22 protein-coding genes are annotated in these 26,357 nt (G+C 51.0%); 10 read left to right on the top strand and 12 right to left on the bottom strand.

All coding sequences use genetic code 11. From position 1 onward, the window contains the following. Positions 1-38 precede the first annotated feature (38 nt). The 5 genes from GA004_RS14865 to GA004_RS14845 all read left to right on the top strand — a co-directional run bounded on the left by GA004_RS14865 (position 39) and on the right by GA004_RS14845 (position 6,331). Positions 39-245, top strand: coding sequence for a hypothetical protein (locus GA004_RS14865; RefSeq protein WP_283394664.1), 207 nt, complete (start codon positions 39-41; stop codon positions 243-245). Between the two features lie 170 nt (positions 246-415). Continuing rightward, entirely contained in the window at positions 416-655 is a 240-nt protein-coding gene (locus GA004_RS14860; RefSeq protein WP_283394663.1) for a PIN domain-containing protein, read from the top strand. A 60-nt stretch (positions 656-715) separates the two neighbouring features. Beyond that, positions 716-1,396, top strand: a complete 681-nt coding sequence (locus tag GA004_RS14855) for a P-loop NTPase family protein (RefSeq protein ID WP_283394662.1) — start codon at positions 716-718, stop codon at positions 1,394-1,396. 13 nt (positions 1,397-1,409) lie between these two features. Continuing rightward, positions 1,410-2,996 carry a Y-family DNA polymerase gene (locus GA004_RS14850; protein WP_283394661.1) on the top strand — a complete coding sequence of 529 codons (1,587 nt, stop codon included), beginning with the start codon at positions 1,410-1,412 and terminating at the stop codon, positions 2,994-2,996. A gap of 227 nt (positions 2,997-3,223) precedes the next feature. Beyond that, positions 3,224-6,331, top strand: a complete 3,108-nt coding sequence (locus tag GA004_RS14845) for a DNA polymerase III subunit alpha (protein ID WP_283394660.1) — start codon at positions 3,224-3,226, stop codon at positions 6,329-6,331. A 59-nt stretch (positions 6,332-6,390) separates the two neighbouring features. Here GA004_RS14845 and tyrS read toward each other — a convergent pair whose 3' ends face one another. From tyrS to fusA, 4 genes are all read right to left on the bottom strand, one after another. Further along, a complete protein-coding gene (gene tyrS / locus GA004_RS14840; protein WP_283394659.1) occupies positions 6,391-7,674 on the bottom strand; it encodes a tyrosine--tRNA ligase in 1,284 nt (427 codons plus the stop codon). 113 nt (positions 7,675-7,787) lie between these two features. Beyond that, positions 7,788-8,276, bottom strand: a complete 489-nt coding sequence (locus GA004_RS14835; protein WP_283394658.1) for a hypothetical protein — start codon at positions 8,274-8,276, stop codon at positions 7,788-7,790. 129 nt (positions 8,277-8,405) lie between these two features. Then, positions 8,406-9,506, bottom strand: a complete 1,101-nt coding sequence (locus GA004_RS14830) for a hypothetical protein (RefSeq protein ID WP_283394657.1) — start codon at positions 9,504-9,506, stop codon at positions 8,406-8,408. Between the two features lie 251 nt (positions 9,507-9,757). Continuing rightward, the gene (fusA, locus tag GA004_RS14825; RefSeq protein ID WP_283394656.1) at positions 9,758-11,851 is read right to left on the bottom strand and encodes an elongation factor G; all 2,094 of its coding nucleotides are present in this window, start codon (positions 11,849-11,851) and stop codon (positions 9,758-9,760) included. A gap of 185 nt (positions 11,852-12,036) precedes the next feature. On the opposite strand from fusA, the gene GA004_RS14820 reads away from it, so the two are divergent. The 3 genes from GA004_RS14820 to GA004_RS14810 all read left to right on the top strand — a co-directional run bounded on the left by GA004_RS14820 (position 12,037) and on the right by GA004_RS14810 (position 15,441). After that, entirely contained in the window at positions 12,037-12,453 is a 417-nt protein-coding gene (locus tag GA004_RS14820; RefSeq protein WP_283394655.1) for a cupin domain-containing protein, read from the top strand. A gap of 93 nt (positions 12,454-12,546) precedes the next feature. Further along, positions 12,547-13,455 (top strand): hypothetical protein, encoded by a 909-nt coding sequence (locus tag GA004_RS14815; RefSeq protein ID WP_283394654.1) that lies wholly within the window; start codon positions 12,547-12,549, stop codon positions 13,453-13,455. Positions 13,456-13,653: 198 nt separating this feature from the next. Further along, complete coding sequence (locus tag GA004_RS14810; RefSeq protein ID WP_283394653.1) at positions 13,654-15,441, top strand: L-lactate permease; 1,788 nt, start codon at positions 13,654-13,656, stop codon at positions 15,439-15,441. A gap of 117 nt (positions 15,442-15,558) precedes the next feature. On the opposite strand, the gene GA004_RS14805 is transcribed toward GA004_RS14810, so the two are convergent. The 3 genes from GA004_RS14805 to GA004_RS14795 all read right to left on the bottom strand — a co-directional run bounded on the left by GA004_RS14805 (position 15,559) and on the right by GA004_RS14795 (position 17,871). Then, positions 15,559-15,714: a hypothetical protein gene (locus tag GA004_RS14805; RefSeq protein ID WP_283394652.1), complete on the bottom strand. Its 156-nt coding sequence runs from the start codon at positions 15,712-15,714 to the stop codon at positions 15,559-15,561. A 115-nt stretch (positions 15,715-15,829) separates the two neighbouring features. Beyond that, positions 15,830-17,314, bottom strand: a complete 1,485-nt coding sequence (locus tag GA004_RS14800) for a glycerol-3-phosphate dehydrogenase/oxidase (protein WP_283394651.1) — start codon at positions 17,312-17,314, stop codon at positions 15,830-15,832. A gap of 71 nt (positions 17,315-17,385) precedes the next feature. After that, positions 17,386-17,871, bottom strand: a complete 486-nt coding sequence (locus GA004_RS14795) for a lipid-binding SYLF domain-containing protein (RefSeq protein WP_283394650.1) — start codon at positions 17,869-17,871, stop codon at positions 17,386-17,388. 481 nt (positions 17,872-18,352) lie between these two features. Here GA004_RS14795 and GA004_RS14790 point away from each other — a divergent pair, with 481 nt between their 5' ends. Further along, positions 18,353-18,943: a 3-keto-disaccharide hydrolase gene (locus tag GA004_RS14790; protein WP_283394649.1), complete on the top strand. Its 591-nt coding sequence runs from the start codon at positions 18,353-18,355 to the stop codon at positions 18,941-18,943. Positions 18,944-19,014: 71 nt separating this feature from the next. Here the strand turns inward: GA004_RS14790 and GA004_RS14785 are convergent, their stop codons facing one another. The 5 genes from GA004_RS14785 to GA004_RS14765 all read right to left on the bottom strand — a co-directional run bounded on the left by GA004_RS14785 (position 19,015) and on the right by GA004_RS14765 (position 24,927). Then, positions 19,015-19,878 (bottom strand): glycosyltransferase family 2 protein, encoded by an 864-nt coding sequence (locus GA004_RS14785; protein ID WP_283394648.1) that lies wholly within the window; start codon positions 19,876-19,878, stop codon positions 19,015-19,017. A gap of 264 nt (positions 19,879-20,142) precedes the next feature. Next, the gene (locus tag GA004_RS14780) at positions 20,143-22,491 is read right to left on the bottom strand and encodes a DNA topoisomerase 3 (RefSeq protein WP_283394647.1); all 2,349 of its coding nucleotides are present in this window, start codon (positions 22,489-22,491) and stop codon (positions 20,143-20,145) included. Between the two features lie 90 nt (positions 22,492-22,581). Further along, positions 22,582-24,009, bottom strand: coding sequence for an ankyrin repeat domain-containing protein (locus GA004_RS14775; RefSeq protein ID WP_283394646.1), 1,428 nt, complete (start codon positions 24,007-24,009; stop codon positions 22,582-22,584). Between the two features lie 243 nt (positions 24,010-24,252). Then, entirely contained in the window at positions 24,253-24,381 is a 129-nt protein-coding gene (locus tag GA004_RS14770; RefSeq protein WP_283394645.1) for a hypothetical protein, read from the bottom strand. Positions 24,382-24,696: 315 nt separating this feature from the next. Beyond that, complete coding sequence (locus GA004_RS14765; RefSeq protein ID WP_283394644.1) at positions 24,697-24,927, bottom strand: hypothetical protein; 231 nt, start codon at positions 24,925-24,927, stop codon at positions 24,697-24,699. A 274-nt stretch (positions 24,928-25,201) separates the two neighbouring features. Between GA004_RS14765 and GA004_RS14760 the strand changes: the two genes are divergently transcribed. Next, complete coding sequence (locus tag GA004_RS14760; protein WP_283394643.1) at positions 25,202-26,317, top strand: M48 family metalloprotease; 1,116 nt, start codon at positions 25,202-25,204, stop codon at positions 26,315-26,317. Positions 26,318-26,357 lie beyond the last annotated feature (40 nt).

The raw sequence follows: 26,357 nt of genomic DNA, 5'->3' as shown, positions 1-26,357 counted from the left end.
ACAATTGAATTACCGGATGAATTGCCCGCTCGGCTAAAATGGCTGCGACAGAGAGAGGATCGACTTTTAGGGAGTTGGTTATGCAGGGGCTCAGGCAGGTTCTGAGCGAAGCGGCGGAAAAGCCGGACGCCTCCCGATTACCGAAACTTCCCCAAAGGGGGAGAAAGGCTTACGATTTAAGCAATGAGGAGATTGAATCCCTGCTGATGGCTGAGGACGCGAAGCGGTATGGGCGTTCTTGCTGACGTTAATGTCTGTTGGCTTTAGCTGATACTCAGCACAAGTCGCATCGCAAGGTCTGTCATTGGTTCGATCTGCTTCCTGAGGCTCAAACTTGCTCGTATGCGGAGTAGCTCAGTTGGGTTTGATCAGGCTAATCACCTCGGATGTGGTGATGCAAGGGAACGCGTTGACAATGTGTGAGGCATGGACGTTCTACGGGCGATTCCTTCAAGAGCCTAGCGTATGCTTTCTTGATGAGCCGAGCGGTTTGCAGGCAATTTGGCTCAAATTCAGCATGGCTTTCGGTAAGGCGACGGAGCGTGTGGCGGATGCCTATCTCGCTGGATTTGCCTTAGCAGGCGGGCACTCCTTCGTTACTCTAGACAAGGGTTTTCGAAATTTCGAAGAACTCGATTTAGTAATGTTAGATTAATAGTGTTCATGAACACCAAAACGATTGACAGGTTTCGGATCGAGGCGCTTTTCTAGGCATGTGGCGCTTGCTCGAGCAGTTCAACTGGAGCCAGTTAGCCTTAGGGAAATCGTAGGGGAAGGCGTCCGTTGGGCGGCTGGAACTGATCGGGACACTTTAGGGACTGGCATCGATCATTTCGACCGGGCTTTGGGGGGAGGACTGTCGACTGGCGTTTTGTGCGAGTTCGTCGCTTCCACTCCAAGTTCGGGCGGGCAAACTGTGCTCCTCCACTTGTTGGAAGGGGCTCGTAAGGAACGCCGTTTTGCGGCGTTGGTCGATGGGGCGAACGCCTTTGACCCGCAAACGGCGCCGCCTGCTTTGATCGAGCATCTTATGTGGGTGCGGTGTGGGTCGGTGGAGCAGGCTTTGCGGGCGGCGGATATACTGCTGCGCGACGAAAACCTAGGAATGGTGATTGTGGATTTGCGTGATTGCGCTGGGTGGGCTTTGAAGCGGACGCGTTCGACGGCCTGGTATCGCCTACAGCGATTAGTGGGCCGATGGGAGGGGACTTTAGTCGTTTTCACGCCGAGTCCCATGATCCCGAGCGCCCAGATCCGGGTAGCCCTAGCCGGGCGCCTGACGGTGGCACAGTGCGATGCGAATTTGGCCGATGTCTCGAAGGGCCTCGTGTTCGACGTGCTCCGCCTTCGCAAACAGGAAATGGGAGATTTCCCTCAACTGATACAAGCGGGATGAAAGGCAAGATACCATGTACACGGTGATTGATATTCCGCGTTTTCCCTTGCAGGCGGTCCTGCGGCTGGAAGAAGGGCTTCGGGGGAGGCCGGTTGTTCTGGTGGACGAATCGCTGGCTAAGCCACTGGTGATCGACTGTACGCGAGCGGCGGAAAGGGCAGGGGCACTTCCTGGCTTGAGCTTGCCACAGGCGATCGCCCGCTGCGAGGAGGTCGTCGTTCGCTACTGTTCGGAGAAAGCGGAAGCCTTGGCGGGGCGAGCCCTGTTCGATTGCGCCTATTCGCTGTCGCCTCGAGTGGAGGAGACCTATCCTGGGGTGTGTTCGATTGGCCTGGTCGGGGTTAATTGGAAGACGCTTGTAGATTCTTGTCAGGAAATCGTATCTGTTTTGAGGGGACTTGGCTTGAGAGGACGCATAGGAGTTGGGGCCACGCCAGATATCGCCTTATTCGTCGCCCGCAAATCAAAGGGTGTTACGGTTGTGGGGGAGCTCTCTTTACAAGGTAGGGCTGACTGTCCTCAGTCAGCCGGTGCGGTGGAGGATGGGTGGCCGGCGATGGTCGCAGAGCCGGAAAGGACCGGTCTTCCTCACCGTTCGTTAAAGGAATTCTTGAACTCCCTTCCGATAGAGGCCGTGGAACCCTCGGAGGAGCTGGAGGCGATTTTGGATCAATGGGGGATTCATTGGGCGGGGGCCTTTGCCCAGCTGTCTCGAGAGGAGGTGGGCAAGCGACTGGGCGCGGAGGGCTTGGCCTTCTGGGATCGGATTTCAGGTCGGGAGGAGCGGCCATTGCGAATTTCGGAACTGCCCGAAGTTTACGAAGAGTCGCTAGAATTCGAATACGAAGTCGATACGCTGGAGCCCTTGCTGTTTCTCATTCGCCGTTTTCTGGATCAACTTTGTCTGCGACTGCGGGTATCCGCCCTGGTGGTCGAGTCCATCCACTTGAAGCTAGAGCTGGCGGATATTCGTTTGGAGGATGGAGAGCGGATCGAAGCGATGGAGATATCGCTCAAAATCCCAGACCCTACTAGCGATTCGGAGGCATTGTTCATGATGCTGTCGACTCGGCTGGAGAAAATGGATACTGATTCGGCAGTGGTGGGTCTCCGTCTTAAAGTCGATCCGATTGATCGAAACGAAAGCCAGCTAGGCTTGTTCGAAACGAGCCTGAAAGATTCGCATCGGTTTACCCAAACCTTGGCTCAGGTGGCGGGGATTGTCGGGGCGGACAATGTGGGCCGGCCCAGCCTGGAACTGAGTGGGCGGCCTGAGGGAATGACGCTCGAGCGTTTGCCAACGACAACGCCTCCGATGAAAGGACTGGGGACGAAAGCGCAGTTCGGATTGGTCCTGCGCCGTTTTCGTCCCCCGTTGAAGGCGGAAGTCAGGGTAGGGGAAAGGCGTCCCATTTGGTTTCGCTGTTCCCGGGCAGGCGGGATGGTGGCCCAGTGCCGAGGCCCTTGGGCCCACTCGGGGCAATGGTGGGAGTCCGGAGGATGGAACCGGCTGGAATGGGATGTGGAACTGAAGGCTGGCGGAGTGTACCGCCTCGTGAAGGAGCGGACACAGTGGATGGTCGAGGGGATGTATGACTGATTTTGAGCGTATCCAATCAATCCAATTCCTGGGCGTTCTAGCAGGATTCGAGCCCAAGTTTCGTTTTCTCATTTCGAAATACCCTCCGGGTATGCCTCAAGTCGAAAGCCGGAATTTGTGTTTCGAATCCTACGTCGTCCGCTCGAAAGCGACTTATTGGAAACGCTCAGGGCTAGGCTTAAGGCTGGTTGGTTGGGTATGGAATGTTTTCGAAAGGCTGAAACGCAATGGCTAATCGCTACATCGAACTGCATGCACGGACGGCGTTTAGCTTCTTGCGAGGGGCGTCGCGGCCTAAGGAGTTGGCGGTGGCTTGTGCGGATGCGGAGCTGGATGCGATGGCGGTTTGTGATCGAGGGGGTGTTTATGGGACGCCACGTTTTTATAAGGAAGCGCGTGCACAGGGAGTGCGTCCCATCGTGGGCTGTGAACTGGCGATGGAAGATGGGAGCGCTTTACCGTTATTGATTAAATCGCGACAGGGATATCGAAATTTGTGTAAGCTTCTGACTCGGGCCCAGCTGCGGTCGGAGAAGGGTGAGGGGCAGGTGGCTTGGGACGAACTGCCAGAGTTTGCAGAAGGAATGGTCGCTTTGACAGGGGATGAGGATGGGCCGCTTTACCAAGCGTGGCGACAGGACGGAGTTTCGGGTCTAGATAGAAGTTTAAAGCGTCTTCGAGAGATTTTTGCCGACGAAGATTTGGGGCTCGAAGTTCAGCGGCATTTGATTCGAGGAGAGGAGCGCTGGGTGGCGACGATGCGTGACTTGGCAGTCGCTTCGGGTCTGCCGCTTGTGGCGACTAATGGAGTCTGTTATGCGACGCCAGCGGGCCGGCTGACTCAGGACGTCTTTACCTGCTTGAGAGAGAAGACGCATTTGGACAAGGCAGGAATGTTGCTAAGTCGGAATGCCCAGCGCTTTGTCAAGCCAGCGAAAGAGATGGGGTATTTGTTTCGGGATATGCCCGAGGCTATTAAAAACACACTTGGCATTGCGGAACGTTGTGAATTCTCGTTGGAGAATCTTGGATACGAGTTTCCTCGTTTTCCTGTACCTCGAGGGGAATCTATGGATTCTTTTTTGGAGAAGATTGTCTGGTTTGGGGCGGAACAGCGGTATCGGAGTCTGAGTCTGGTGGTGAAGCGTCAACTGCGTCATGAGCTTAGCATCATTGCCCGTTTAGGCTTTTCCGGCTATTTTCTGATTGTCTGGGATTTGGTGAACTACTGCCGAGAGCACAATATCATGGCTCAAGGACGAGGAAGTGCGGCCAATAGCGCGGTTTGCTATAGCTTGGGGATTACGCCGGTGGATCCCGTGGAAGGGCGATTGCTCTTCGAGCGCTTCTTGAATGAGGAGCGAAGGAGTTGGCCGGATATAGACATCGATTTGCCTAGCGGGGACCGACGGGAACAGGTAATCCAGGAAGTGTACCGGCGTTATGGTCGAAATGGGGCAGCTATGACTGCGAATGTGATTACCTACCGTGGGCGGAGCGCGGCTCGGGAAATTGGCAAGGTCTTTGGCTTTTCTGATGAGGTTTTAGGACGTTTTTCCTCGTTGTATGGAAGCCATAACTACTCGCATGAGATCTCGATTTCTGAGCAATTCGAGAAGTCGGGAATCGCTTCTAGTCATCCGAGAGCGTCTGCCTTGGCTCGGTTGTTTCCTATGATTTTGGGCCTACCGCGGCACTTGGGCCAGCATTCAGGAGGCATGATTATTTGTGAAGGTGAGCTAGACTCAGTGGTGCCGTTAGAGCCAGCGAGCATGCCGGGGCGAACCGTGGTTCAGTGGGACAAGGAGGACTGTGAGGATATGGGGATGGTGAAGGTGGACTTGTTGGGTCTAGGAATGATGGCGGTAATGCAAGATGCTTTCGAAGCGGTGAGGGCTAAGGGGAAGAGTATCGACCTCGCGAGTATTCCCAAAGACGACAAGGCAACCTATGAGATGATGCAGAAGGCCGATACGATCGGGGTTTTCCAGATTGAGAGTCGAGCTCAGATGGCGACTCTGCCGCGGATGAAACCGAATGAGTTCTACGACGTTGTTATCGAGGTGGGAATCATCCGACCCGGTCCCATTCAGGGAAACATGGTGAATCCTTATTTGGAGCGACGGGCAGGTCGGCAAAAGATTGAGTATATTGACGATCGCCTTAAACCGATGTTGGAACGGACATTGGGGGTGGCCCTTTTTCAGGAGCAAATTCTGAAAGTGGCGATGGTTATGGCTGATTTCTCTGGCGCTCAGGCCGAGGAACTACGACGGGCGGTGAGTTTCTATCGAATAGATGACCGGATTAACCAGGTGACGCAGGACTTGGTGAAAGCGATGCGCGAACGAAAGGTTCCGGAAGAGAAAATTGAACAGGTAGTTAGGTCGGTCTCCAGTTTTGCCCATTATGGTTTTCCAGAGAGTCATGCGATTTCGTTTGGGTTGCTGGCTTACGCTAGTACTTACTTAAAGGCTCACTACCCTGCGGAGTTTTATGTGGCATTATTGAACAATCAGCCGATGGGTTTCTATTCACCGGCGACCTTGATCCAAGACGCTAAGCGGCATGGTATTCGGGTTCGAGCGGTGGATGTTTCGGTTTCTGGATGGCGGTGCATCGTGGAGAGCGAACAGTCGATCCGACTGGGTCTGACCATGGTAAATGGAGTGAGCCGTTTTCATGCGGAAGCTATGCTGAGAGCTAGGGAGGAGTATGGGTTTACTGATTTGCGGGACTTTAGAAAGCGGACTCGTTTCGACCGGGACGAATTGCGAACGCTGGCTTCAATCGGAGCTTTGAATTGTTTCGAGAAGAGCCGGCGGCATGCCTTGTGGTCGGTGGAGTCGAGCTACGATCCAGAGGACTTGTTTGCGGATGCAGAGGTGGAGGATAATCGTGGACTGAGTCCGTTGGAGGTAATGACGCACGTAGAGCGTCTGCAGGCGGATTATCGGGGTGTAGGCGTGACGGTGGGCTCGCACCCCATGGCTGCAGTTCGGGATCGACTGTCGCAGGTCTGGACGTCAGTGGACTTGGATCACACGCCGCATGGAAACCGGGTTAGAGTGGCGGGACAGGTAATTTGCCGTCAACGGCCGGGAACGGCGAAGGGTTTTTTGTTTATTTCGCTAGAAGATGAGACGGGGATATCCAACATTGTAGTGATGCCGCAGATGTTCGAGCGTAGTCGGCTTGTGATTACACAGGAAAGATTCCTCCTGATTTCAGGAACGCTGCAGAACTTGCAAAACGTAATCCACGTGAAAGCCGAGAAAATAGAACCGCTGGTAGTGGGGGCGCTGCCGGCTGCGAACTCGTATGATTTTCACTAGTAGCTCAGTGCTTCAGCCTGAGCATTGTACGAGAATGTGTGCTCAGGTTGAGCACTGAGCTACTCCACAATCAGAGCTGCGTAGTTCTTCTTTCCACGGCGGAGGAGGATATATTTGTCGAAATGGACGTCGGGCGAGGTGAGCTTTGATTGAAGATCTTGTATCCGTTTATTGTTCACGTTTACACCTCCGCCTTGGATATCTTTTTTGGCCTGGCCACGAGATGGGGACAGGCCTGATTCGACGAGAGCGTCCAGTAGAGAGAGTCCTTCACCGGAAAGGGTATCACTGGATACCGTTGCGTCCGGTATTTCGTTGGCCACTGCTCGCAAAGCGTTCTCCGAAATGTCTTCGAGACCACCCCCAAAAAGAATCTGGCTGGCTTTGATGGCATCGTCGGTGGCCTCTTCGCCGTGGATGAGCTGCGTCATTTCTTGGGCGAGAGCTCGATGGGCTAATCTTGTGCCAGGATTTTCTTCGTGCTGTTTTTCGAGTACCGCGATTTCATCCTGGTCGAGAAAAGTAAAGTATTTCAAGTAGCGAATGACGTCACGATCATCGACATTGATGAAGTACTGGTAGAAGCGATACACGCTGGTGCGAGCAGGGTCTAGCCAAATGGCGCCTGATTCACTCTTGCCGAATTTGGTCCCGTCAGCGTTAGTGATGAGGGGTAGGGTGAGGCCGTAGACAGTGCCCCCCGCCTTTTTGCGTGTCAGCTCGGTACCGATGGTGATGTTTCCCCATTGATCGCTGCCGCCGATTTGGAGTTCGCAATTTTCTGACTGGTAGAGATGGTAGAAGTCGTACCCTTGCAGCAGCATGTAGGAAAATTCTGTGTAGCTGATGCCTACATCACGGTCTTCCATGCGAGCACGTACGCTTTCTTTGGCAACCATGGAGTTTACGGTGAAATATTTGCCAACATCTCTTAGAAAATCGAGAAAGCTGATTGGGGCCATCCAAGTTGCATTGTCGACAAGTCGGGCGGTATTTACGATGGCTTCGTTGAAATCGAGTATACTGGCGAGCTGCGTTTTGACTGACTCGATATTGTGGTCGAGCACTTCTTTAGTGAGTAACTGGCGCTCAGACTTTTTGCCCGATGGGTCACCAATGCTTCCAGTAGCTCCGCCGGCAAGAGCGATTGGTCTGTGACCATAGTTCTGGAAACGCCTAAGAGCTATGAGAGGCACGAGATTGCCGACATGGAGGCTATCTGCAGTAGGGTCAAAGCCACTATACAATGATATGGGCCCGTCGGCAAGTCGATCAGCTAAAGCCTCTTCAGCTGTGCAGTCGTTCAGTAGTCCTCTCCAATGCAGATCTTCCAAAATCGTCATAAGGGGGAAGGTTTTGGAGAGAATTGAGAGATGTGTCGAGATTAAGGCTGAAGGTTGCAGACTTAAGGCTGAATTTTGAAAAATAAAGGACTCGAACTGGTCTCAATGAATTCTTAGAAATCCGGGACGAGGATTTTGTTAACCTTACCTTTGTAGATTCTCACTTCGCCTTTGACCGTGTTACCTTGCCCATCGAGATCACCTCGGTAGATTAAAATTTCGTCCGTGTCTTTGCGAATGGAGAATTTCTTGTCCATCGGTTCGCCGAGAATAGCCACGACTTCTTCAGGTTTCATCTTCAAGGCAAGCTTGTCCCAGGCATCGGGATTTACCCAGTCTCCACTCGCTCGAACTTCTGCTTTGCGTAGCTCGATTCTCAAGTTCTCGTACCACTTGTTTTTATCGCCTTTAGGCGGAGGATTGGAGGCGGCGTACGCGACGGCTGCCTGGGAAACGACGTTGGGGACTTCAGAAACTTCTTCGTATTTGGCGAGACGCGCTTCCAACGCAGAGACCTTCTCGTTGAGCGATTTGATCTCGGCGAGAACTTGACCCAGGGTCGCTTGTTCGACGTCAGCCGCGAACGATGCGCTTGACAGCATTAGAATGGATAACAATGAGACGGCCCGGTTCATGTCTCAAATAGGGAGCGTGTAGGGAAAAAGGGCAAGCGTCTTCGCCCTTCATGCAACGCCGACTCGTGGGCCTTTTTGACCGACGTACTTGCAGCTCTAATATATGATCGCCCGTTTTTGCAATTCAGTCGGCATCGTGTCGGAATTGACCTTCAAGTAGTTGATCATTCCCTCTAGCCAGGTTGAAACGGAGTTAGGATTGTAGCTCACCCTCGGTTCAGTATTTAGAACTCCGTCTGCATCGCCCAAAGGCATTAGCCGACGAGGAATCTGATTGAGTGTGATTGTTTCGAAGTAAGTGTTAGATTCTCTTAGGGAATCAAGCAACGTCTTCTCGTTAAAGTCATACGCCGGTGAATCCTCTGCACGAATGATAATTATGGGCGAGTAGATATTGCTGAAAATCTTGTGGTAAAATTCCCTGCGAGAAGGATCGGTGCGTCTCCAAATCTGTTCAGAGGTCAGCCATTTGCTCTCTTCGATAACGTCTTTGTGAGTCTGCCTTGTGAAAAGCATGTAGTGGGGTTCCTCAAGGATAAATCCACTAAACGAATACGTACTCGCGAGATAGATAGACAAGTTGGCATATTCCTTGGTCGACATCAGGAAGAAGCTGCTTTCATCGACTTCTTTTTGGTCACGAATTTCGTCGAACATCTCGACCCAGTCAGAGGTTCGAGCCGATCGAAGCGATGCCAAATCTTTTGCGACAGCATAGGCAACCACGAATCCTTGGCCGAGCAAGTTACTACCGAATGGAGAGGTGAGAAGGTAGCGTGCTTCATTCTCCTTTTGAGCACGGCGACTTTTGGATCTCCCAAAAAAACGTCGGCTGGGCTGGTTGCTCAGTGAGGCAGATTCCACATCGATAACAAAGACAGCTGGGGCGATTTTTGCCCTCTTCGGCCGCCCCCACACTAGGCTGATTTTCTTACCCGATTCAAGACGAACCTGTTTGGATTTAATCTGGATATCGTTCTTAAAAATACCTCGACGGAAAGGATAGTCGCCGGAAGTGAGTCGCCGGAGCATTTTACGCTCTTCAGAAAAGATGTTTTCTGGATTCAGAATACTCGGCGTGATGTTTTCCTCAGGTTCGGTTGTGCCTTCCTGAGCGTTTATCGAAAGGCAATAAATCGTGGCTCCAACGAAAAGAAGGACCGTCCGCATGGTTTTCATTTCGGATCGTCGGATCATGGTTCTCTTAGTTGTTCTGAGGAGGTATTAAGTCCAACGCTCTTGGAAACGTGTCCGTTGATTTATATTCATCAATATTTCCAATTTGGCAAGAATCTTAGACTAGCTGAAATTGCGCCAACTTAGTGGTGAGACAATGAGGGGCCTGGATCGCCATTTGATAGATCAATTTGCTCCCGCAAAGAGAGCCAAAAAAACGCTCGCCCCATTTTTGGGTGCGAGCGTTGCAATTAGGGGAAGCGGAAAGGAGTCTACTTCTTCTTCGCCTCTTCGCGTTCGAGGGCTTCTTTGATTACCTGCTCAGCCACGTTCTTCGGACAAGGTGCGTAATGCGAGAACTCCATTGAGAATTGTCCGCGACCCGAGGTCATCGTACGGAGCGAGCCAATGTAGCCGAACATTTCAGCAAGAGGAGCGTCCGCTTTGATCTGAATTGAAGTAGCGGTAGGCTCTTGAGACTTGATCATACCGCGACGGCGATTGAGGTCGCCAATGACATCCCCGATATTATCTTCGCCAACGAACACGTCGAGTTTCATGATCGGCTCCAGTATTTGTGCTCCCGCCTTTGGCATCGTTTGGCGATAGCCAGCGCGAGCAGCTGTTTCGAACGCAACCGCTGATGAGTCGACCGGGTGGTAGGACCCGTCGGTAAGCGTAACCTTGAAATCGACTGTGGGATAGCCCGCAAGGACTCCTCTATCGATCGACTTTGCAAAGCCCTTTTCAATGGCTGGCCAGAACTCCTTAGGAACGTTGCCGCCAACAACCTTCGACTCGAACTGGAAACCCTCGCCGGACTCAAGTGGTTCGATGATGTAATCGATCTTACCGAACTGACCGGAACCACCAGACTGCTTTTTGTGTGTGTAGCTGTCTTCGATGCGCTGAGTGATAGACTCGCGGTAGGCGACCTGCGGCTTACCGACGTCTACTTCAACGCCGTAGGTGCGTTTGAGGATGTCTACTTTGATATCCAAGTGAAGCTCACCCATTCCTTTGATAATCGTTTCTCCAGAATCCTCGTCAGTTTCGACGCGGAAGGAAGGATCCTCCTTGATCATTTTTCCAATGGCAGTGGAGAGCTTTTCAGCATTCGCCTTGTCGCGAGTCGCGATGGCGATTGAGATAACGGGATCTGGGAAGACCATTGGCTCGAGAGTTGCCGGATTGTCAGGATCGCAGAGTGTGTGACCTGTTTGGGTGTTTTTCATCCCAAGAAGGGCTACGATGTCACCCGCCTGGGCAGAATCAACCTCCTCACGAGAGTCGGCGTGCATTTCCACGATACGGCCAATACGCTCTGTCTTACCCGTAAAGGTATTGAGAACGCTGGTGCCTTTTGCCAGCTTGCCCGAATAGATACGGGTAAAGGTGAGTGCGCCATACTTATCGTCCATAATCTTGAACGCGAGTGCTCGCAATGGTTTGTCGATATCAACCGTGGCAACATCTCCGGTCTCGTTGCCCTCCAGATCGATTTCTGGCTGTGGCTTTACCTCAGTTGGAGAGGGCAAGTAGTCGACTACCGCATCCAAAATGAGTTGTACCCCTTTGTTCTTAAAAGAAGAGCCGCAGTAAGTTGGGAAAAAGTCCAAATTGATCGTTCCTTTGCGGACGCAGGCCTTGATATCATCAATGGCGGGTTCCTCGCCCTCGAGGTATTTTTCCATTAGCTCGTCGTTTTGCTCGACTGCTGTTTCGATGAGTTTTTCGCGCCATTCCTCAACGTCGTCCTTCATGTCCTCAGGAACATCCTCGATCGTGAAGTTCAATGGGTCTCCAGAATCGTCCCAGATCCAAGCCTTGCGCGTCAGCAGGTCGACGCAGCCTTTGAGCTCACTTTCGCGACCGATAGGCAGAACCATTACAAGTGCATTGGCTCCGAGCACGGTTTCCACTTGGTTGACGACGCGTAGGAAGTCGGCGCCGATGCGGTCTAGCTTGTTTACGTAAATAATGCGAGCAACCTCGGAGTCATTGGCGTATCTCCAATTGGTCTCGGACTGGGGCTCAACGCCTCCAGAGCCGCAGAAAACGCCGACGCCTCCATCGAGTACCTTCAGGGAACGATAAACTTCGATTGTGAAGTCAACGTGGCCTGGCGTATCGATAATGTTAAAACGATGGTTGTTCCAAAAACAGGTCGTGGCAGCCGATTGGATCGTGATGCCTCTTTCCTGCTCTTGCTCCATGAAGTCTGTTGTTGCCGCTCCATCGTGAACCTCGCCGATCTTGTGGATCTTGCCAGTGAGCTTTAGAATACGCTCAGTTGTGGTCGTCTTACCCGCGTCCACGTGGGCGAAGATTCCGATATTTCTGTAAAGTGTTAGGTCTGTTGCCATTGTGCTTAATTTTGATTGCTATCCAAAGACTACTCTCAAGGAAACCATACGCGCGTATAGAAAGTTCTGCGTCTGGCAACGCAATAATTCGCATTGAGGGTCGATTGCGGGTCCGTCGAGGCCGATCGGACCTTTTTTGGCAAACTGAGATTAGTCTTTTAGGGGCTGGCTTTTTAGTTCGAAACATGTCGATTAGGCTATTTGTAAAATCATCTGAATCCGTTGCTGCGGAAGTTGTGGAAGCCGGAACTGGAACGAAGCTGCAAGTTCTAATAAATGACGAGGAAGGCCCGAATTTCGCTCTGAGGCGCTTCATCATGGAGCCGGGCGGAGGAATTCCGGAGCATACGAATGCTGAAGAGCACGAACAATACGTTCTGAAAGGAAAGGCGCGTGTGGGAATTGGGGAGAAGGTTTTTGAGGTAAACATTGGGGATGCCGTTCTGATTCCGGAGGGGGCTCCCCATTGGTATGAAGCGGACGAGAAAGAGGGATTCGAGTTTCTCTGTATTGTGCCAAACAAGGAAGGCGTCATTGACGTATGTGACGAGCCGGGTTTTCGACGCATCGAAAATAAGGAGTTTGCAGGCCGTTGCCGATAAGACTTACCTCCATTTTGACGAGAAAGATTGAAAATCGAAACCGAAATGCTGCAATATGCGTTATAAGTTCAGACCGCGATCCCAATTATTATTATGAAAACTTTCCTTTCTTCCGAATGCCTCGCCGTTTCGACTGCTCTAGCCTTAATAGCCATTCCTTGGATGAGCGGGCAGGAAGAGTCGGAGCCTGGAGGCTATCTCTTCTTCGGGACTAGTGTCAGCGCAGAGGCTGGTGAATCCCATTTCCCAATCGTAAGCGTGGATAAGAAGAATATTTTTGTCGACGCGGGCATTGACGTAAAAAAAGTCTCGCTGCGAGCGCCTTGCCGCGTGAGGGCCGAACTGATGCTGTCGGAAAGTTTTGCAGATGTGCTCGAGATGAAGTTTTCGACCACGTCGATGACGAATTTGCAGCGCTCCGCGCAAGCGGTCTCGGACATGCAGTTTTCTGCGGTTCAGTCGGAAATCGCAGTTTCTATGTTGAGCTCCCAGTTGGAAGGTGATCCACTCTCGGTCGATGCGAGCCCCGGCGACATGGCTATCCAGTCTCAAATCGAAGATGTTCAGCAGAACAACTCGGACTTTCAATCTAGCATGCAAGACAGCCTAGACATGGGTACTTTCGAGGCTGAAGAGCTGGCGGATACGGTCCATGTTAAAGGGACGATTATCCCGAAGACGGATATGCCAGGAGCCTATTGCGTTATCGTTGTCGACTATGACATTCATAATTTGGAAACAGGCGAGATGGAAGGGCGAGGCCGATTTGCTCGGGCGAAGTACATTGGCGACCTATTAGCGGAAGAAATCGTCGAATTACGTGTTCGCGTTTCCACGAGTGAGTTCAACAAGGAAACTGCGGAATTCCAGATGCACTTGTTCACTGGAGACGGGGAGCAGGTGGCGATGAGCAATTCGCGTGGACTCAAGCCCTTGACACCTCAGGAAGTGGCGACTTTTAGGGAGCTTTCCGCTAGAACTTCGTTGCGCAATAACGGCTGAGGCGTGCTGAACTTATATTAGAGAGCGACGAAAGTCGTCTTCATGTTATGGGTGTGCTTGGAGGCGCACACCCATTTTTCTTGCGATTTTGTCTTCATGCTTGCGTGCAGGTACTACAGGTACTTACTTGGGGAGGGTTTTTCGTCGTACTTTTGATGTTTTCCTAACGAGGTTGTTGAAGTAAAGCCCCCTTACTCTATGCCCAGCCTACCTCTCCCTGCTCTTTCTCTCATCGCATTGATTCCGATCGCGATCGTTATGCTCTTTCTTGTGGTCCTTCGGTGGCCGGCAAAAAAGGCGATGCCGCTCGCCTATGTTGTGGCCGTAGTGATCGCCTTTGCGGTTTGGAGTACGCCTATCACGCAAATAGCCGCGGCAAGTATTCATGGCCTTGTTACAGCGGTCAATTTACTGTTCATCGTTTTTGGAGCGGTTCTTCTTTTGAACACACTCAAGGCCTGCGGAGATATCCACGCGATACGACAGGGATTTGTGGACATATCGCCAGATCGGCGTGTTCAAGCGGTAATAATCGCTTGGCTCTTTGGGTCCTTTATAGAAGGAGCGGCGGGTTTTGGAGCGCCGGCAGCGATTGCGGCGCCTTTACTAGTAGCCATTGGTTTTCCTGCGATGGCAGCTGTCGTCGTGGCTCTAGTAATACAGAGTACATCAGTCTCGTTTGGTGCAGTGGGAACTCCGATTTTAGTAGGAGTGAATACAGGATTATCGGGTCAGACAGAGGTTTTGGCTCTGGTTGAGTCCCTTGGCATTTCCTACGAAGCCTATCTTAAACTAATAGGTGTTACGGTCGCCACTTTTCACGGTATCGTCGGAACCTTTGTACCTTTAGTGATGGTGGCGCTGTTGACGAAATACTTTGGGAAAAGAAGATCGTTTGGGGAAGGGTTAGCGATTTGGAAGTACGCGTTGTTCGCAGGATTGGCGTTCACGATTCCGTCCAATATATTGGCTCGTTTGCTTGGGCCTGAGTTTCCCAGTCTCCTTGGGGCGCTGGTCGGGCTTTGTATTGTCGTTCCCGCTACTAAGGCAGGACTGTTTCAGCCAAAGCGAACCTGGAGTTTCCCAGATGAGAAAGACTGGGATTTAGAGTGGAAGGGCGAGCTGGAAGTTGATTCGCACGATCATAAGAGCAGGGTCTCTGGGGCCCATTTGTTCAAGGCATGGTCTCCCTATTTGATCGTAGCCTGTCTCCTCGTTGTCACACGTACCGTAGCCCCCGTGAAGGCATTCATCACTTCCAATGCTGTGACCTTGCGTTGGTCTGATATTTTTGGAAGTGGAATTTCGACGAAATCCCAACCGCTTTATTTACCGGGGTTCATCTTCCTCGTTACAGTCGTTTTGTGCTATGCCATTTTTAGAATGAGCGGAGACCAGATAAAGCGCTCTCTGAAAGAGTCTGGGAATACGCTTCTGGGTGCGGCTACCGCATTGGTCTTTGCGGTTCCGATGGTGCAGGTTTTCATTAATTCAAAGTCAGACCAATTAGCTCAAATGCCGATTGTCTTAGCAGATGGAATATCGGCTTTGTTCGGTTCTATGTGGCCACTCGTGGCCCCTATGGTAGGAGGGATCGGCGCGTTCATCGCTGGAAGCAATACGATCAGTAACATGCTATTCTCTTTCTTCCAGTTTAGTATGGCGCAGAAGATCGGAGCGACCGAGTCGGTCGTAGTCGCGCTTCAAGCAGTCGGCGGCGCAGCCGGAAACATGATTTGCGTGCACAACGTGGTTTTCGCTTCGGCAACGGTAGGTTTGCTAGGAAAAGAGGGCAGCGTGATTCGCAAGACGCTTCTACCCATGATGGGTTACTCTCTGTTTGCGGGTGGCTTGGGATTGCTTTTTATGAACGGGTTAGGGGCGAACATGGGCACCCTGGTCGTGCTCTTTTTCGCCTGCCTCCTGATTTGGCTTATCGTGCAGGGGATAAGAGCAGAAAAAGAAGAGTGCGATTCGAGTTCATGAAAGGGACCCTCAACCTTTCCTGCCCCAGAGTGATCTAGCCCATGTGCCAGGTCTCCACTTTTTAAGTCGTTCAATCACGCGTTTAAACTCTGGGTTGCGAGACAGGTTTATGTTCTCTTATGGGTCAGTTTTGTAGAAGCCGTAGTCATTCATGACGTCGACTATCAACATAAGGACGTTGGGCTTGTCTTCTTGGGCGTCAATGGTCGGGGAAAGCGGTAGGAAGTCAATGACCAGTAGCTGTATCGTTATGACGCCGAGAGATTTCCTCATGGATGGATCGATTGCGCGCGTCTTGGTAGAGTCAAGCGGGAGAGGCGAAAGAGTGGGCATCTCTCTCAAGATGAATTCAAGGAAGCGGTTACGTTTATCTCGTTACTTGGGAGAATTATATAATTGGAATGATGCCTGCTTTTTTGTCGAACTCCGCTAAATGAGCGGCTTTTTCGGATTCTGCTAAGACACCTTTTCCCACCATTAGATCTGCGATGAATGGGGCTATTTCTTTAGCAGCCGCCAAGTCGAGTACTTGCGCCCTTGTCCGACGGGACAAAACGTCCTCAAGGGTAAGGGGCATCTCTGACTCGATACTCGCTTCAATTTGGTTTTTGCTGTAAGGAAGAGCTGGATGTAATGACTTATCCTGGGGTTTGGGTTGGCTCGTATTGATCGGAAGATTCTTGGTGACGCAAGGTCGAGAATCGAGGTTAGCAGAGATCTCCGCACGATTGACGACATCTTCCCCCATTTTGCGGTAGGTGGTCCATTTGCCACCCGCGATAGAGACGAGACCGGACTCGGAAATCTCGATGTAGTGGTCACGGGAGAGTTGGGCCGTAGACCCTTTTCCTGACTTGAGACTAACGAGCGGCCGCAGACCGGCATATACGCTTTTTATGTCATCCTGTTTTAAATTTACGTCTAAATAATTTTGGGCATTTTCTACGATGAATCCGATTTCTTCAGGGAATGGCTGGGGGTTCTGTTCGATCGAATCTACGGGTGTATCGGTCGTCCCGACGATGATCCGGTTGTGCCAAGGGATGGCAAAGAGCACTCGACCATCAGTCGTTTTCGGAACGATGAGCGCCGAGTTCATAGGGAGTTGGTCCCGATCAAGAACGATATGGGCTCCCTGACTGGCCTTTATGATATTCTGAGCTTCCTGATTGTCGAGCTTGCGTATGGAATCGCTAAATACACCGGTGGCATTGATGACGCACTTGGCGTTGATTTGGTAGGTCTTCCCGTTTCGGGAATCTACGCTGATGGCACCCGATATCCTTCCGTTTTCCTTAAAAAGCTCTTTCACCTCGACATAGTTCAAGGCAAGACCGTCCTGCTTCCAAATTGTGGTAGCGAAATCAACGGCCAAGCGGGCGTCATCGAATTGTCCGTCCCAATACTTAACCCCTCCCTTAAGTTTTTCGCTTCGCAGCTTGGGGATTTCCTCTAGCGTGGATTCTTTACCTAAGAGCTTTGTATCCTCGATTCCCAAGTCTCCGGCAAGCCAGTCATAGAGCTTCAATCCTGTTGCAAAATAGGGTCCTTCCCACCAATGATGGCTGGGAATGATGAATGGAAGGGGATTGACCAGATGCGGCGCATTTTGAAAGAGAAGACCTCGTTCTCGAAGAGCGCCTTTCACCAAAGAGATATTGCCTTGCTTAAGGTAGCGTACTCCGCCGTGAACGAGCTTTGTGCTTCGGCTCGATGTTCCTTGGGCAAAGTCGCCGCGCTCGAGAAGAACGGTGCGGTGCCCTCGCGAGGCCGCGTCGAGTGCGGCTCCAAGACCGGTCGCTCCCCCTCCGATTATTAGGATGTCCCAGTCTTTTTCTGATGCGAGTCTATCGAGGCCCTTTTCGCGATTCATCAATGGTTGGGATTATCAGAAAGCTCGAGCGATAGGCCAGAGAATTATCAAACGGGGCAGTGGCTGATTGGCTACTTCTTCTTATCGATCCTAGTCAACTTGGTTCCTTCCAGCGATAGATTCGCCATGAGGCCCTTGTTGCCATAGATAAAGCCGATGACGGGTTGGTTTAGAGACTTCGTGTCGACTTCTCCTCCTGCTCCTAGGGTAGCGATGGCGACACTGCCATCGACGCCAAACTCCCAGCCTTTCCTATTGCGGAAGCTGTTTAGATCCGCATTTTCCATAAAGAGAATAATCTGGCGTTTCGTTTGCACCCCAAGCTGGAGACCGAACGATGCTGCTGCTGTGGCATAGTACTGAACTTTTTTGCCGTTAATGATTAGAGCCCCTTCGCCGTACTCACCGCCGATTCCAATTCCGGCTTTCCCGACTGAAGGAAATACAAGTATCCCTTTCGACTTTTGCGCGAGCTTCTTGCCGGTACTCGTTTTGGCGTAGAATTCTTCAATCGCCTCGTCGATTCGGGCGTCGAGCACGATTTTACGGGCGGCCAAACCTTGTTGGGCGATGGTTACGAATAGCAGTATAGTGATCCCAATCGTTTTTTTATGGAAATTGATGTTTGGCTCCGTTTCGCCTTGATTAGCCAGGCGACTGATATTGCGAACAAGGGGATTGCGCCCACGTAAATACTGCCGAAAACAATCGGGTCTACACCGTATTGATCACCCAGTGCAAAAAACCAGACCACTGCCCTGTCCCACAATCCTTCCATCACTCGTTGAACAACAAGACAAAGGAAAAGAATGTGCGATCTATTTGGAATTGAGAAATCCTTGATATATGGTTTCTAAGAGGGCCTTTAATCTTCAAAACCGAGGTAACGTTGCGCGGCCCCGGAAGCTCTTTACGGCCGGGGGCATGTTGATTGGCGATGCGAGCTTCTGGTCCGATGGATTTTGTGTTGGCAGATAGCTTCAGGCGGTTGAAAGTGCTCCCATGATCTCGTTAAAAACCCTTTCTAGTTTGCTAATTATGCTCGGGCTCCTTGCTGGATGCTCAACCCAGTCGTCGGAAATTGTTCTTTTCGATGGCAAGTCATTCGAGGGTTGGGAAGGTCCGTTTGAGTCCTTCCGCATTGAAAATGGGTCGATCGTGGCGGGTACCTTGAGTGCTCCGATTCCCAAGAACCAGTTTTTGAGCACTAAGGAGATTTTCGATGACTTTGAACTGAGATTTAAATTTAAGATGATCGGGGAGAAGGTGAATGCCGGGGTCCAGTTTCGAACCAAGAGAATTCCGGATCATCACGAAGTAATTGGCTACCAAGCGGACATGGGTGGAAAATACTGGGGGGCTCTCTACGATGAGCAGCGCAGGAAGACTGTTCTTGCCGGCCCCGATCTGGAAAAGGTCATGAAAGTAGTGAATCACCAGGACTGGAATGAGTATGTGGTCCGGGCCAAGGGCGATCACATTCAGCTATGGTTAAATGGAATTAAGACCGTGGACTACGCAGAAGAGGATCCGTCGGTGGAACGCTCGGGCATTATTGCTCTTCAAGTGCACAGTGGCGGTCCCATGGAAGCTTGGTATAGGGACATTCGGCTAACGCGATTGGATTGAACAGGAAATATTTCTAGAGGGTGATTTCGGAGCTTTCACAGATGAGATGGCTATCGATGGGTGCTCGTAGGTTACCCGCTACCCTTTGACGTCTGTGCCTGGAGGAGAACGCGGTCTCGTATCGCGCTTATTCTATTCTCTACTTCGCTGTTTCTGCTTTTCTCTGCTCCTTGGATGACGATATTGCACTTCTTGATGAAAGTCTCTCTCGCCATCTTCTTGTATTCAGTTTTTGAATTGGAGTTATTTAGGAATTTTTCCAACGCTTGAATTCGGTAAAGGTCCAGCCCGCGTTGATCTGAGAGTTGATCACTGTGGCCGCCGTGCTTTTCGATGAGAGCCTCGTCAACTAGGAGAACGGGATAGCGGGAAGCGATCCTCAACCATAGATCATAGTCTTCACAGGCCGGCAGAGTTTGGTCAAAGAGGCCAATCGAGATTAGCAGCTCGCGACTGACTATTGCGGTGGAAGGCGAGATGGCGCATACCGGAAGGCAGTCGGAGAATATCCATCCACTCTTCTTGTGGTAGTTTTTGGGTATTTGTTTTTCTCGGCCCTTGTAGATCCATTTCTCCTGTGTGTGGCAAATATGGTAGTTTGGATGATTCTGCAGCGCTTTAAGTTGCTTGTCGCACTTTGATTTGAGCCATACGTCATCTGAGTCGAGGAGGGCAATCCATTCCGATTTGGCTTCTCGAATTCCAGTATTTCGAGCCGCACTCACTCCTTGGTTTTTTTGGAAGAGGACGCGAATTCCCGGATATCGTCTCTCGAGGTGAGATGTCGATCCATCCGTTGATCCGTCGTCGACTACGATGATCTCCTCTGGGATTCGAGTCTGGGAATAGACGGAATCGAGACAGCGGCGAATCGACCGACCGCGATTATAGGTAGGGATGACGGCAGCTAGTCGATCCGAGTTATTGAATGGCATGTTTGAGGGAATTCAAAGTCGAATGGGTGGAGGGTTCAATTGAAACCCGTAGGGCTAGCGCTTGCACTGTGCCGCACGGGTTTAGAATGATGTATGATCGGAAACGCGGCGTAGCACTAGCCGTACGGAGTAATCAAGTGTTTCATCACCTGACTAGAAAATGGGTGTAAAAGGCATCGTTTTAATTGGAAATGGGCACTCGATGTAACCCGATTCCAAGAGTATTTTTACGTTTAGAAACGGACCTCCTTGTTTTGGAACTCTTTAGCCTTCGAATTTGAATTTCACCTCTCTATTCGTTACAGCGAGTTGAGCGGAAAAGGGTTTGCCAGCTCTCGAGAGAAATCCAACCAGCGATTCGGTTTCTCCATTCTTTAGAAGGGTTTGCGCGATTTCTTTCGAGATATCCTTTTGGGCGATCGTCTTCCAAATAACGAATTTGCAGCCTTCGCGCCAGTTCGAGCATCCGTAGTTCTTGGGTCCTTCGAGGATGTCCCCGCCACAGGATGGACACCGGCCAATAGTGTCTTTTCGGGTTGGCTTGGGTTCTATTTCTGCGACCTTGTATCCAATTTCCCCCTTTTTGTCTAGGGATAAGGTGGCGAGCACGCGATTGGATCCGTCTTGGATACCGTGAGCGGTTAGACTGCGTTTGTTGAGGAGAAGTTCGCGCATGAGAACTGGTGTGATCCGCATTCCAAGCGAACCCTCCTTTATGGCGAATTTGCAGCCCGAACGCCATTGGGAGCACCCATACCCGGTCTTTCCGCGGATGACAGACGAGGTGCATAGGGGGCAGGGTCCCAGGTTTTTTAGATCGATGGTCTTTTCGGAAGTCGCGGAAATAATTTCACGAGTGTATGCTTCCACTTCCCTTATGAACTTGCTGGAATCGTATTTGCCACGCTCCATTTGCTTAAGGCGAAACTCCCAGTCTCCAGTAAGTTCTGGCGACTTTAGCCTATCGTCTTGTACCAGAGCTATCAGTTGTCGCCCATTGGGGGTGCTGAGAAGGTTCTTCCGCTTACGTCCGATGTATCCCCGATTGATAAGGACCTCGATAATCGACGCACGTGTGGCAGGGGTCCCGACGCCTTTTTCCTTCAAGGCCTCTTTCAACTCTTCGTCATCCACTATCTTTCCAGCGGTTTCCATTAACTGAAGCAGGCTTGCCTCAGTAAATCGTTTTGGAGGGGATGTCTTAAATTTTTCGATACTGGGAGTATGGAGAGAGCGTTCGCCTGCTTGAAAGTCCGGTAGGGACTGGTCGGCTCTTTCGGTCTTGGTGGACGCCTTTTTTTTTGCAGCCGGCTTTTTGTTTTCAATCGGGTAGAGAACCTGCCAGCCCGCTTCGACGAGAAGAGTCCCTCTCGCTCGAAAAAGCTCTTTCGCAGCATTTGCTTCTACTGTGGTTACGGCTTTGATACAGGTAGGGTAGAAGGCAGCAATTAGACGGGTGAGTACTGCGTTGTAGAGTTTCTTCTCATCGTCATTGAGTTTCGAAGGAATGTCATTGGTGGGGATGATGGCGTGGTGGTCCGAGACCTTTTTATCGTCTACGATGCGTTTGGTGAATTTGAGATTTTGAAGATCCAGCTGTCCGATTTCCTTTTTCCGGAATGGCCGAAATTGCTCTAGTAAGGGCGCGATTGTAGGTTTCAGATCGGAGGTTAGGTATCGGCTATCCGTTCTTGGGTAGGTGATGTGTTTGTTTTCGTAAAGATTCTGGGCGATTCGCAAAGTCTGGTCAGCGGTAAATCCGAAACGCTTATTGAGGTCGCGTTGCAGCTCGGTCAAATCGTATAGCAAAGGGGGGTTCGAGAGCTCGTCTTTTTTCTCAACTGAATCGATGATTAAATCCTGGCCCTCGACTTTTGATATGATGGTTTCCGCCTCTTTAAACTCTTTGAGCTTACCCTTGGTATGGCGAAACCTGGCACCTTGGGCGAGTGTATGAATTTCCCAGTAGTCAATTGAGTCGAAGGTTTCGATTTCACGGTCTCGTTCTACGATCATTGCGAGAATAGGAGTCTGAACGCGACCGATACTGAGAAGCAGGTTTCGCTTGCCGTATTCGACCGTGAAAAAGCGCGTGGAATTGAGGCCGACGATCCAATCTGCTTCACTACGGCATTTCGCTGCATGATACAGGGGGTCGAATTTGTGACCATCCTCCAGTTTCTCGAAGCCCTTAGCGATGGCCTCTTTAGTGAGCGAACTGATCCAAAGGCGCTTGAACGGCTTGTTTTCACATTTGGCCCATGTCAGAATATATCGAAAAATGAGCTCTCCTTCACGGCCAGCATCCGTAGCGCAAATGATTTCGTCGGCCTCTTTAAAAAGCCGTACGATTGTATTCAATTGATCCTGTACCGATTTTTCCGCTCGAGCACGCAACTTAAAATTCTCGGGGATCATGGGGAGCGAATCGATGCGCCACGACTTCCATTCCGGCTTGTATTCTTCTGGCTCCTGAAGTTCGACCAGGTGTCCAAAGGCCCAGGTTACTGCCCAGACGCCGCCTTCCAAATACCCGTCTCGGCGAGATGTCGCATTGAGGTGCTTGGCAATGTCGCGAGCGACAGAAGGTTTCTCGGCTAGGACGACCTTCATTAATGAACTTTAATAGTATTTGCCCAAGGATTGAGCGGGCAGACATTGATACAAATGGAAACAAACATGAATTTTTATAAGCCAGACCAGTTATTTGAGATCGGTTAGTGATCCTATTCCTGCTTCGTTCTTGAACTCGATCGCGTGGTCTAGGGCAGTCTTCCCCGTTTTCGATACTACGCTCGGATCGACTCCTTCGCTGAGGAGCAATTCGATGAGCTCTTTGCTGCCGCTGACGGACGCCTCGTGCAGGGGAGTGCCTCCGGCGTCGCTGAGTATAGAAATATCAGCTCCGTTTTCGAGCAGTAAGGTTACTAGATCGATCTTGTTTTTTGCCGCTGCTAAGTGAAGGGGGGTCCAGCCATTTCCGTCTTTCAAACTTAGATCCACCCCCGCAGCGATAACCGCAAGACAGGAGGCTACGTCACTTCGGCTCACAGCGACGTGCAGGGCGGTTTGTTTACTCTTCGTGGTGACATTTGGGTCGGCTCCCTGTTTTATGAGACTCGATACGATGTCACCTTTCCTGCGAAGTATGGCTTGGTGGAGGGGAGTATAGCTGCCTCGGCCGGGCCGATTTATGATTTCAGGATCGTTTGCTATATGCCGCTGAAGGTCCTCAAGATCGCCAAGCGCGATGGCCTGCTCGATGGATTGGTACTTAACGATCGGAAGAATCTCGGACTCGATGCCTTTTTCTGGGATATATAACCCAGCGGTCCAAGCGATGGCGTTGAGTACCAGCTTACGGACGCTTTCGTTGCTCCAGTTGTAGTGGAAGTGTCCCCCCGTGAATCCGAATCCGCGTCGCTCATTCGAGTCCACTTTAGCCCATGCGAGAGACTGGGGCCGTTTCTTCTTGAGCGCGTCTCGAACCGCTGGATTTCCGGTGCGGGGACCGTCTTCTCCTAGCGAAGATTCTGGCGGGACGGCCTCGATTAGGGACGCGATTTGGCCACCATTATTCTGAAACCGCATGTGGTAGTACCATTCGTCTTCGAGATTAAAAGGCTCTACACCTTGAGTGATCTCGTGGGTATGGATTTCCGAGTTTTCGAGAGTCCAGACAGGATTAACAGACCAATCGACCTCAAAATAACCTCCGATGGCGTCGGTCAAAAACTCGTTGAGCGGCTCGTTTCCCGGTTCGAGAGCGTAGTGGAGAATAACGATACCTGACCCGTTTTGGTAGGCCTCTTGCAATATTCCGTCTTTGCCTAGAGCAACGTGCAGTTCGTTCCCGTCCGAGTAGATGACAATTGTATCCGCATTTTTGATAAGGCTATCATCCTCTGGCCATCCTAGGCTTACCTGCGCTTGAACATTGAGACCGCTTTCATCCAGGCATTTGGCGAGAAGCTCACATCCCGCAGGGAATTCGTGCTTGTTCCATCCGTGGCTGGGTTCGCCAGCGATAAAAAGGATGCGCTTCGGGCCGTTCTCAGCAGAGAAGCCCATCTGGCCAAGCGAGGCGGTTAAAAGCAAAAGCGGGATGGTGTAAGTGAGGAGAGCCTTCATGTTGGAAGGCTATCATTTACTATGTCCGCGCGACCTAGGGCAAGTTTGGATTGGAATTAGAATCCGGAGTCTAATGGGATTCCAGCTTCAGTGAGGAACTGCGTTTTGCTACTGGTGGTCCACCTTAGGGGGTGTTGTCCCGTGTTTTTCGGGTTGGTTTGTTAGATAATTAGTAGTGACATTGCCCGCGCTTGAATAGGCAGCTTTGACTCCTGACTCCTTCGCTTGTTGAATGAGAGGGTTTCAAAGCTCTGTTGAGTCAAAGTCCTGGTACGGTGTAGCCCGAATGGAAAGACCGAGAGAATTCGGGTCTTCCCGCATGGCGAGCCGTTCTTCTCGCAATTCCGTTGTTTCTCCATGAGAATCGCCCATCAAGGGTCGTGCTTGTGGTGTGGACTGAGGAAAAGGAGGGATTTCACGATTGAACGATGGTTCTTATTCCGAATCCAAAGGAATGAGCTTTCGTGATCTAGAGAATGAGATTGCGACGATCAAGCATGCCGCGATTCCCTCTCCAAGAATATAGAAGGTGGTCGCTTTGTTGGATTCCAGAAAATCGTGGAGCTTATTCGCAACGTTCGTGTTCTTAGGGTTATTTGAAAGGGTAAAGGTTTCTTTAGGCGTGTTCTCGATCGCCTTGAAGTCGTTAAACTCAGAGGCCCTTTTGGCTTTTGCTCCCTTGCGAGATTAGGCTGTCGACGCTTTTGGCGCTTCCTCTTTGGCCGGTTGCTTAACTTCGATTATGGATTCTTGGGGGAAGCCGGAGAAGGCCGCGACTCTTTCGTTGAGAACCTCATCTTTTCTTCCATCGCTGAAGTTGTGCAGCTCCTTGGGGCCCGCGGCTAGAGTTAAGATTGGAGCTCCGAGCTCTTTGAAGAGTTCACCCTTTGGCATCCCTAGCCATATTTCGGCCTGCAAATTGAAACTGACAAAAGGATAAACTATACCGAACAGGACGATTCGTGCGACCTAAGTTCGAAGATTCGTTGAAGATTTCTTCACTTACAGGGTATCGGATGGGACCTTAGGTCCCTAAGTAACCGATCTGATTTGGACTTTTGTGATTCTTAAGTCCCTTTTATTCAGCATTTTAATGATATATATTTCATTGTAAAGAATGCGACTAAATCTATCGCAAGAAGAGGATTCCTCATTGAAAATCGAATAATTCGAAGCATTATGCTCTTTCGTGTTGAGGAAGCTTCCTGAATTTGTCGTCGTTTGCTGTGCACTGCTTTGCGCCAGCTGTGAGACCACGACTCCGCTGACGCCGGAAGAAAAAGCCCGCTTGGCCCAAAAGGAAGCGGATATGAAAGAGCGTTACCTTAAGCGGATCCAGTCAGTGGAAGCGTCCTGCTACGAAGTGCTCGGTGCGCTAGGGCCAACGGTAGTCGAATACAACGAAAACGAGGCTACCGGGTATTCAGGAGCGATCTTTGCGACTGGACGATTTTACCCGATCGATTTGGAGGAAGCAGTCGCGAGGCAGGGAATGGGCGATTTTGTAACCGTGCGGTATATCGTTGAGGGCTCGCCCGCCGATGCGGGAGGGCTTTTGCTAGGCGACCAGCTGCTTCGGCTAAATGGAGTCAAGTTGCCGAAAGGGGAAAGGGCGTCGACTTTTGTTGTGGAAAAGATGGGGAAGCTCTGGCTTGTCGATGAGTCGAATTTACTGGTTGTCGATCGTAACGGAGAAGAGATTACGCTCGAGATCGAAGCCAATCGATCGGTTTCGTACAGTGTGATTGTGACGCCCTTCATTCGGGAATCAGTGTATGCGGAAGGCAAAGCGATCTACTTCCCGCTCGAGAGCATGGAAGGTCTGGAGGAGGAAGAGCTGGATTACATTTGTGCTTATGCATTAGTTCAAAACGTGATGAAGCACGCCCGAATGAAGGTTCAGAATGAGTTTATCGGCAGTGTTCTAGATCTAGCGGCAGCGGTCTCAGGTGTAAACACAGGCGGAATTTTCGGGAGCATGGGCCGCAATGCTCACAAGGCTGGATTTCAAATTGAGTCGGATATACTTGCCCTTTACGCGTTGGCAAACGCGGGGGTAGACATTAGTGGGTATCCGGACTTCTGGGAAGAGAAGCTGTTGAAGGAAAAGAATGTGATGGATCGAGTTACCAGGGAACGGATAGAGGCGATGCGGCAAGTAGTTGCCGAAATCGAGGAGAAGCGACTAAGGAGTGAGCCGATTTCCCCAACTGAGTACTTGGCAGGGGAATGGGAAAGAATAGACCCGCTCGAGTTATCGAAGCCCATCGAGACTCGCGGCGAAGCGATAAAAACTCCGGTCAACTGAAGCCGAGAGTTTGGCCAATGCTTGGAATGGGTCAGAACGT

This window comes from Candidatus Pelagisphaera phototrophica, from assembly GCF_014529625.1.
Lineage (GTDB): Bacteria > Verrucomicrobiota > Verrucomicrobiia > Opitutales > Opitutaceae > Pelagisphaera > Pelagisphaera phototrophica.
The sequence above is the reverse complement of the archived record's forward strand: the minus strand, read 5'-3'. Positions and strand labels throughout refer to the sequence as shown.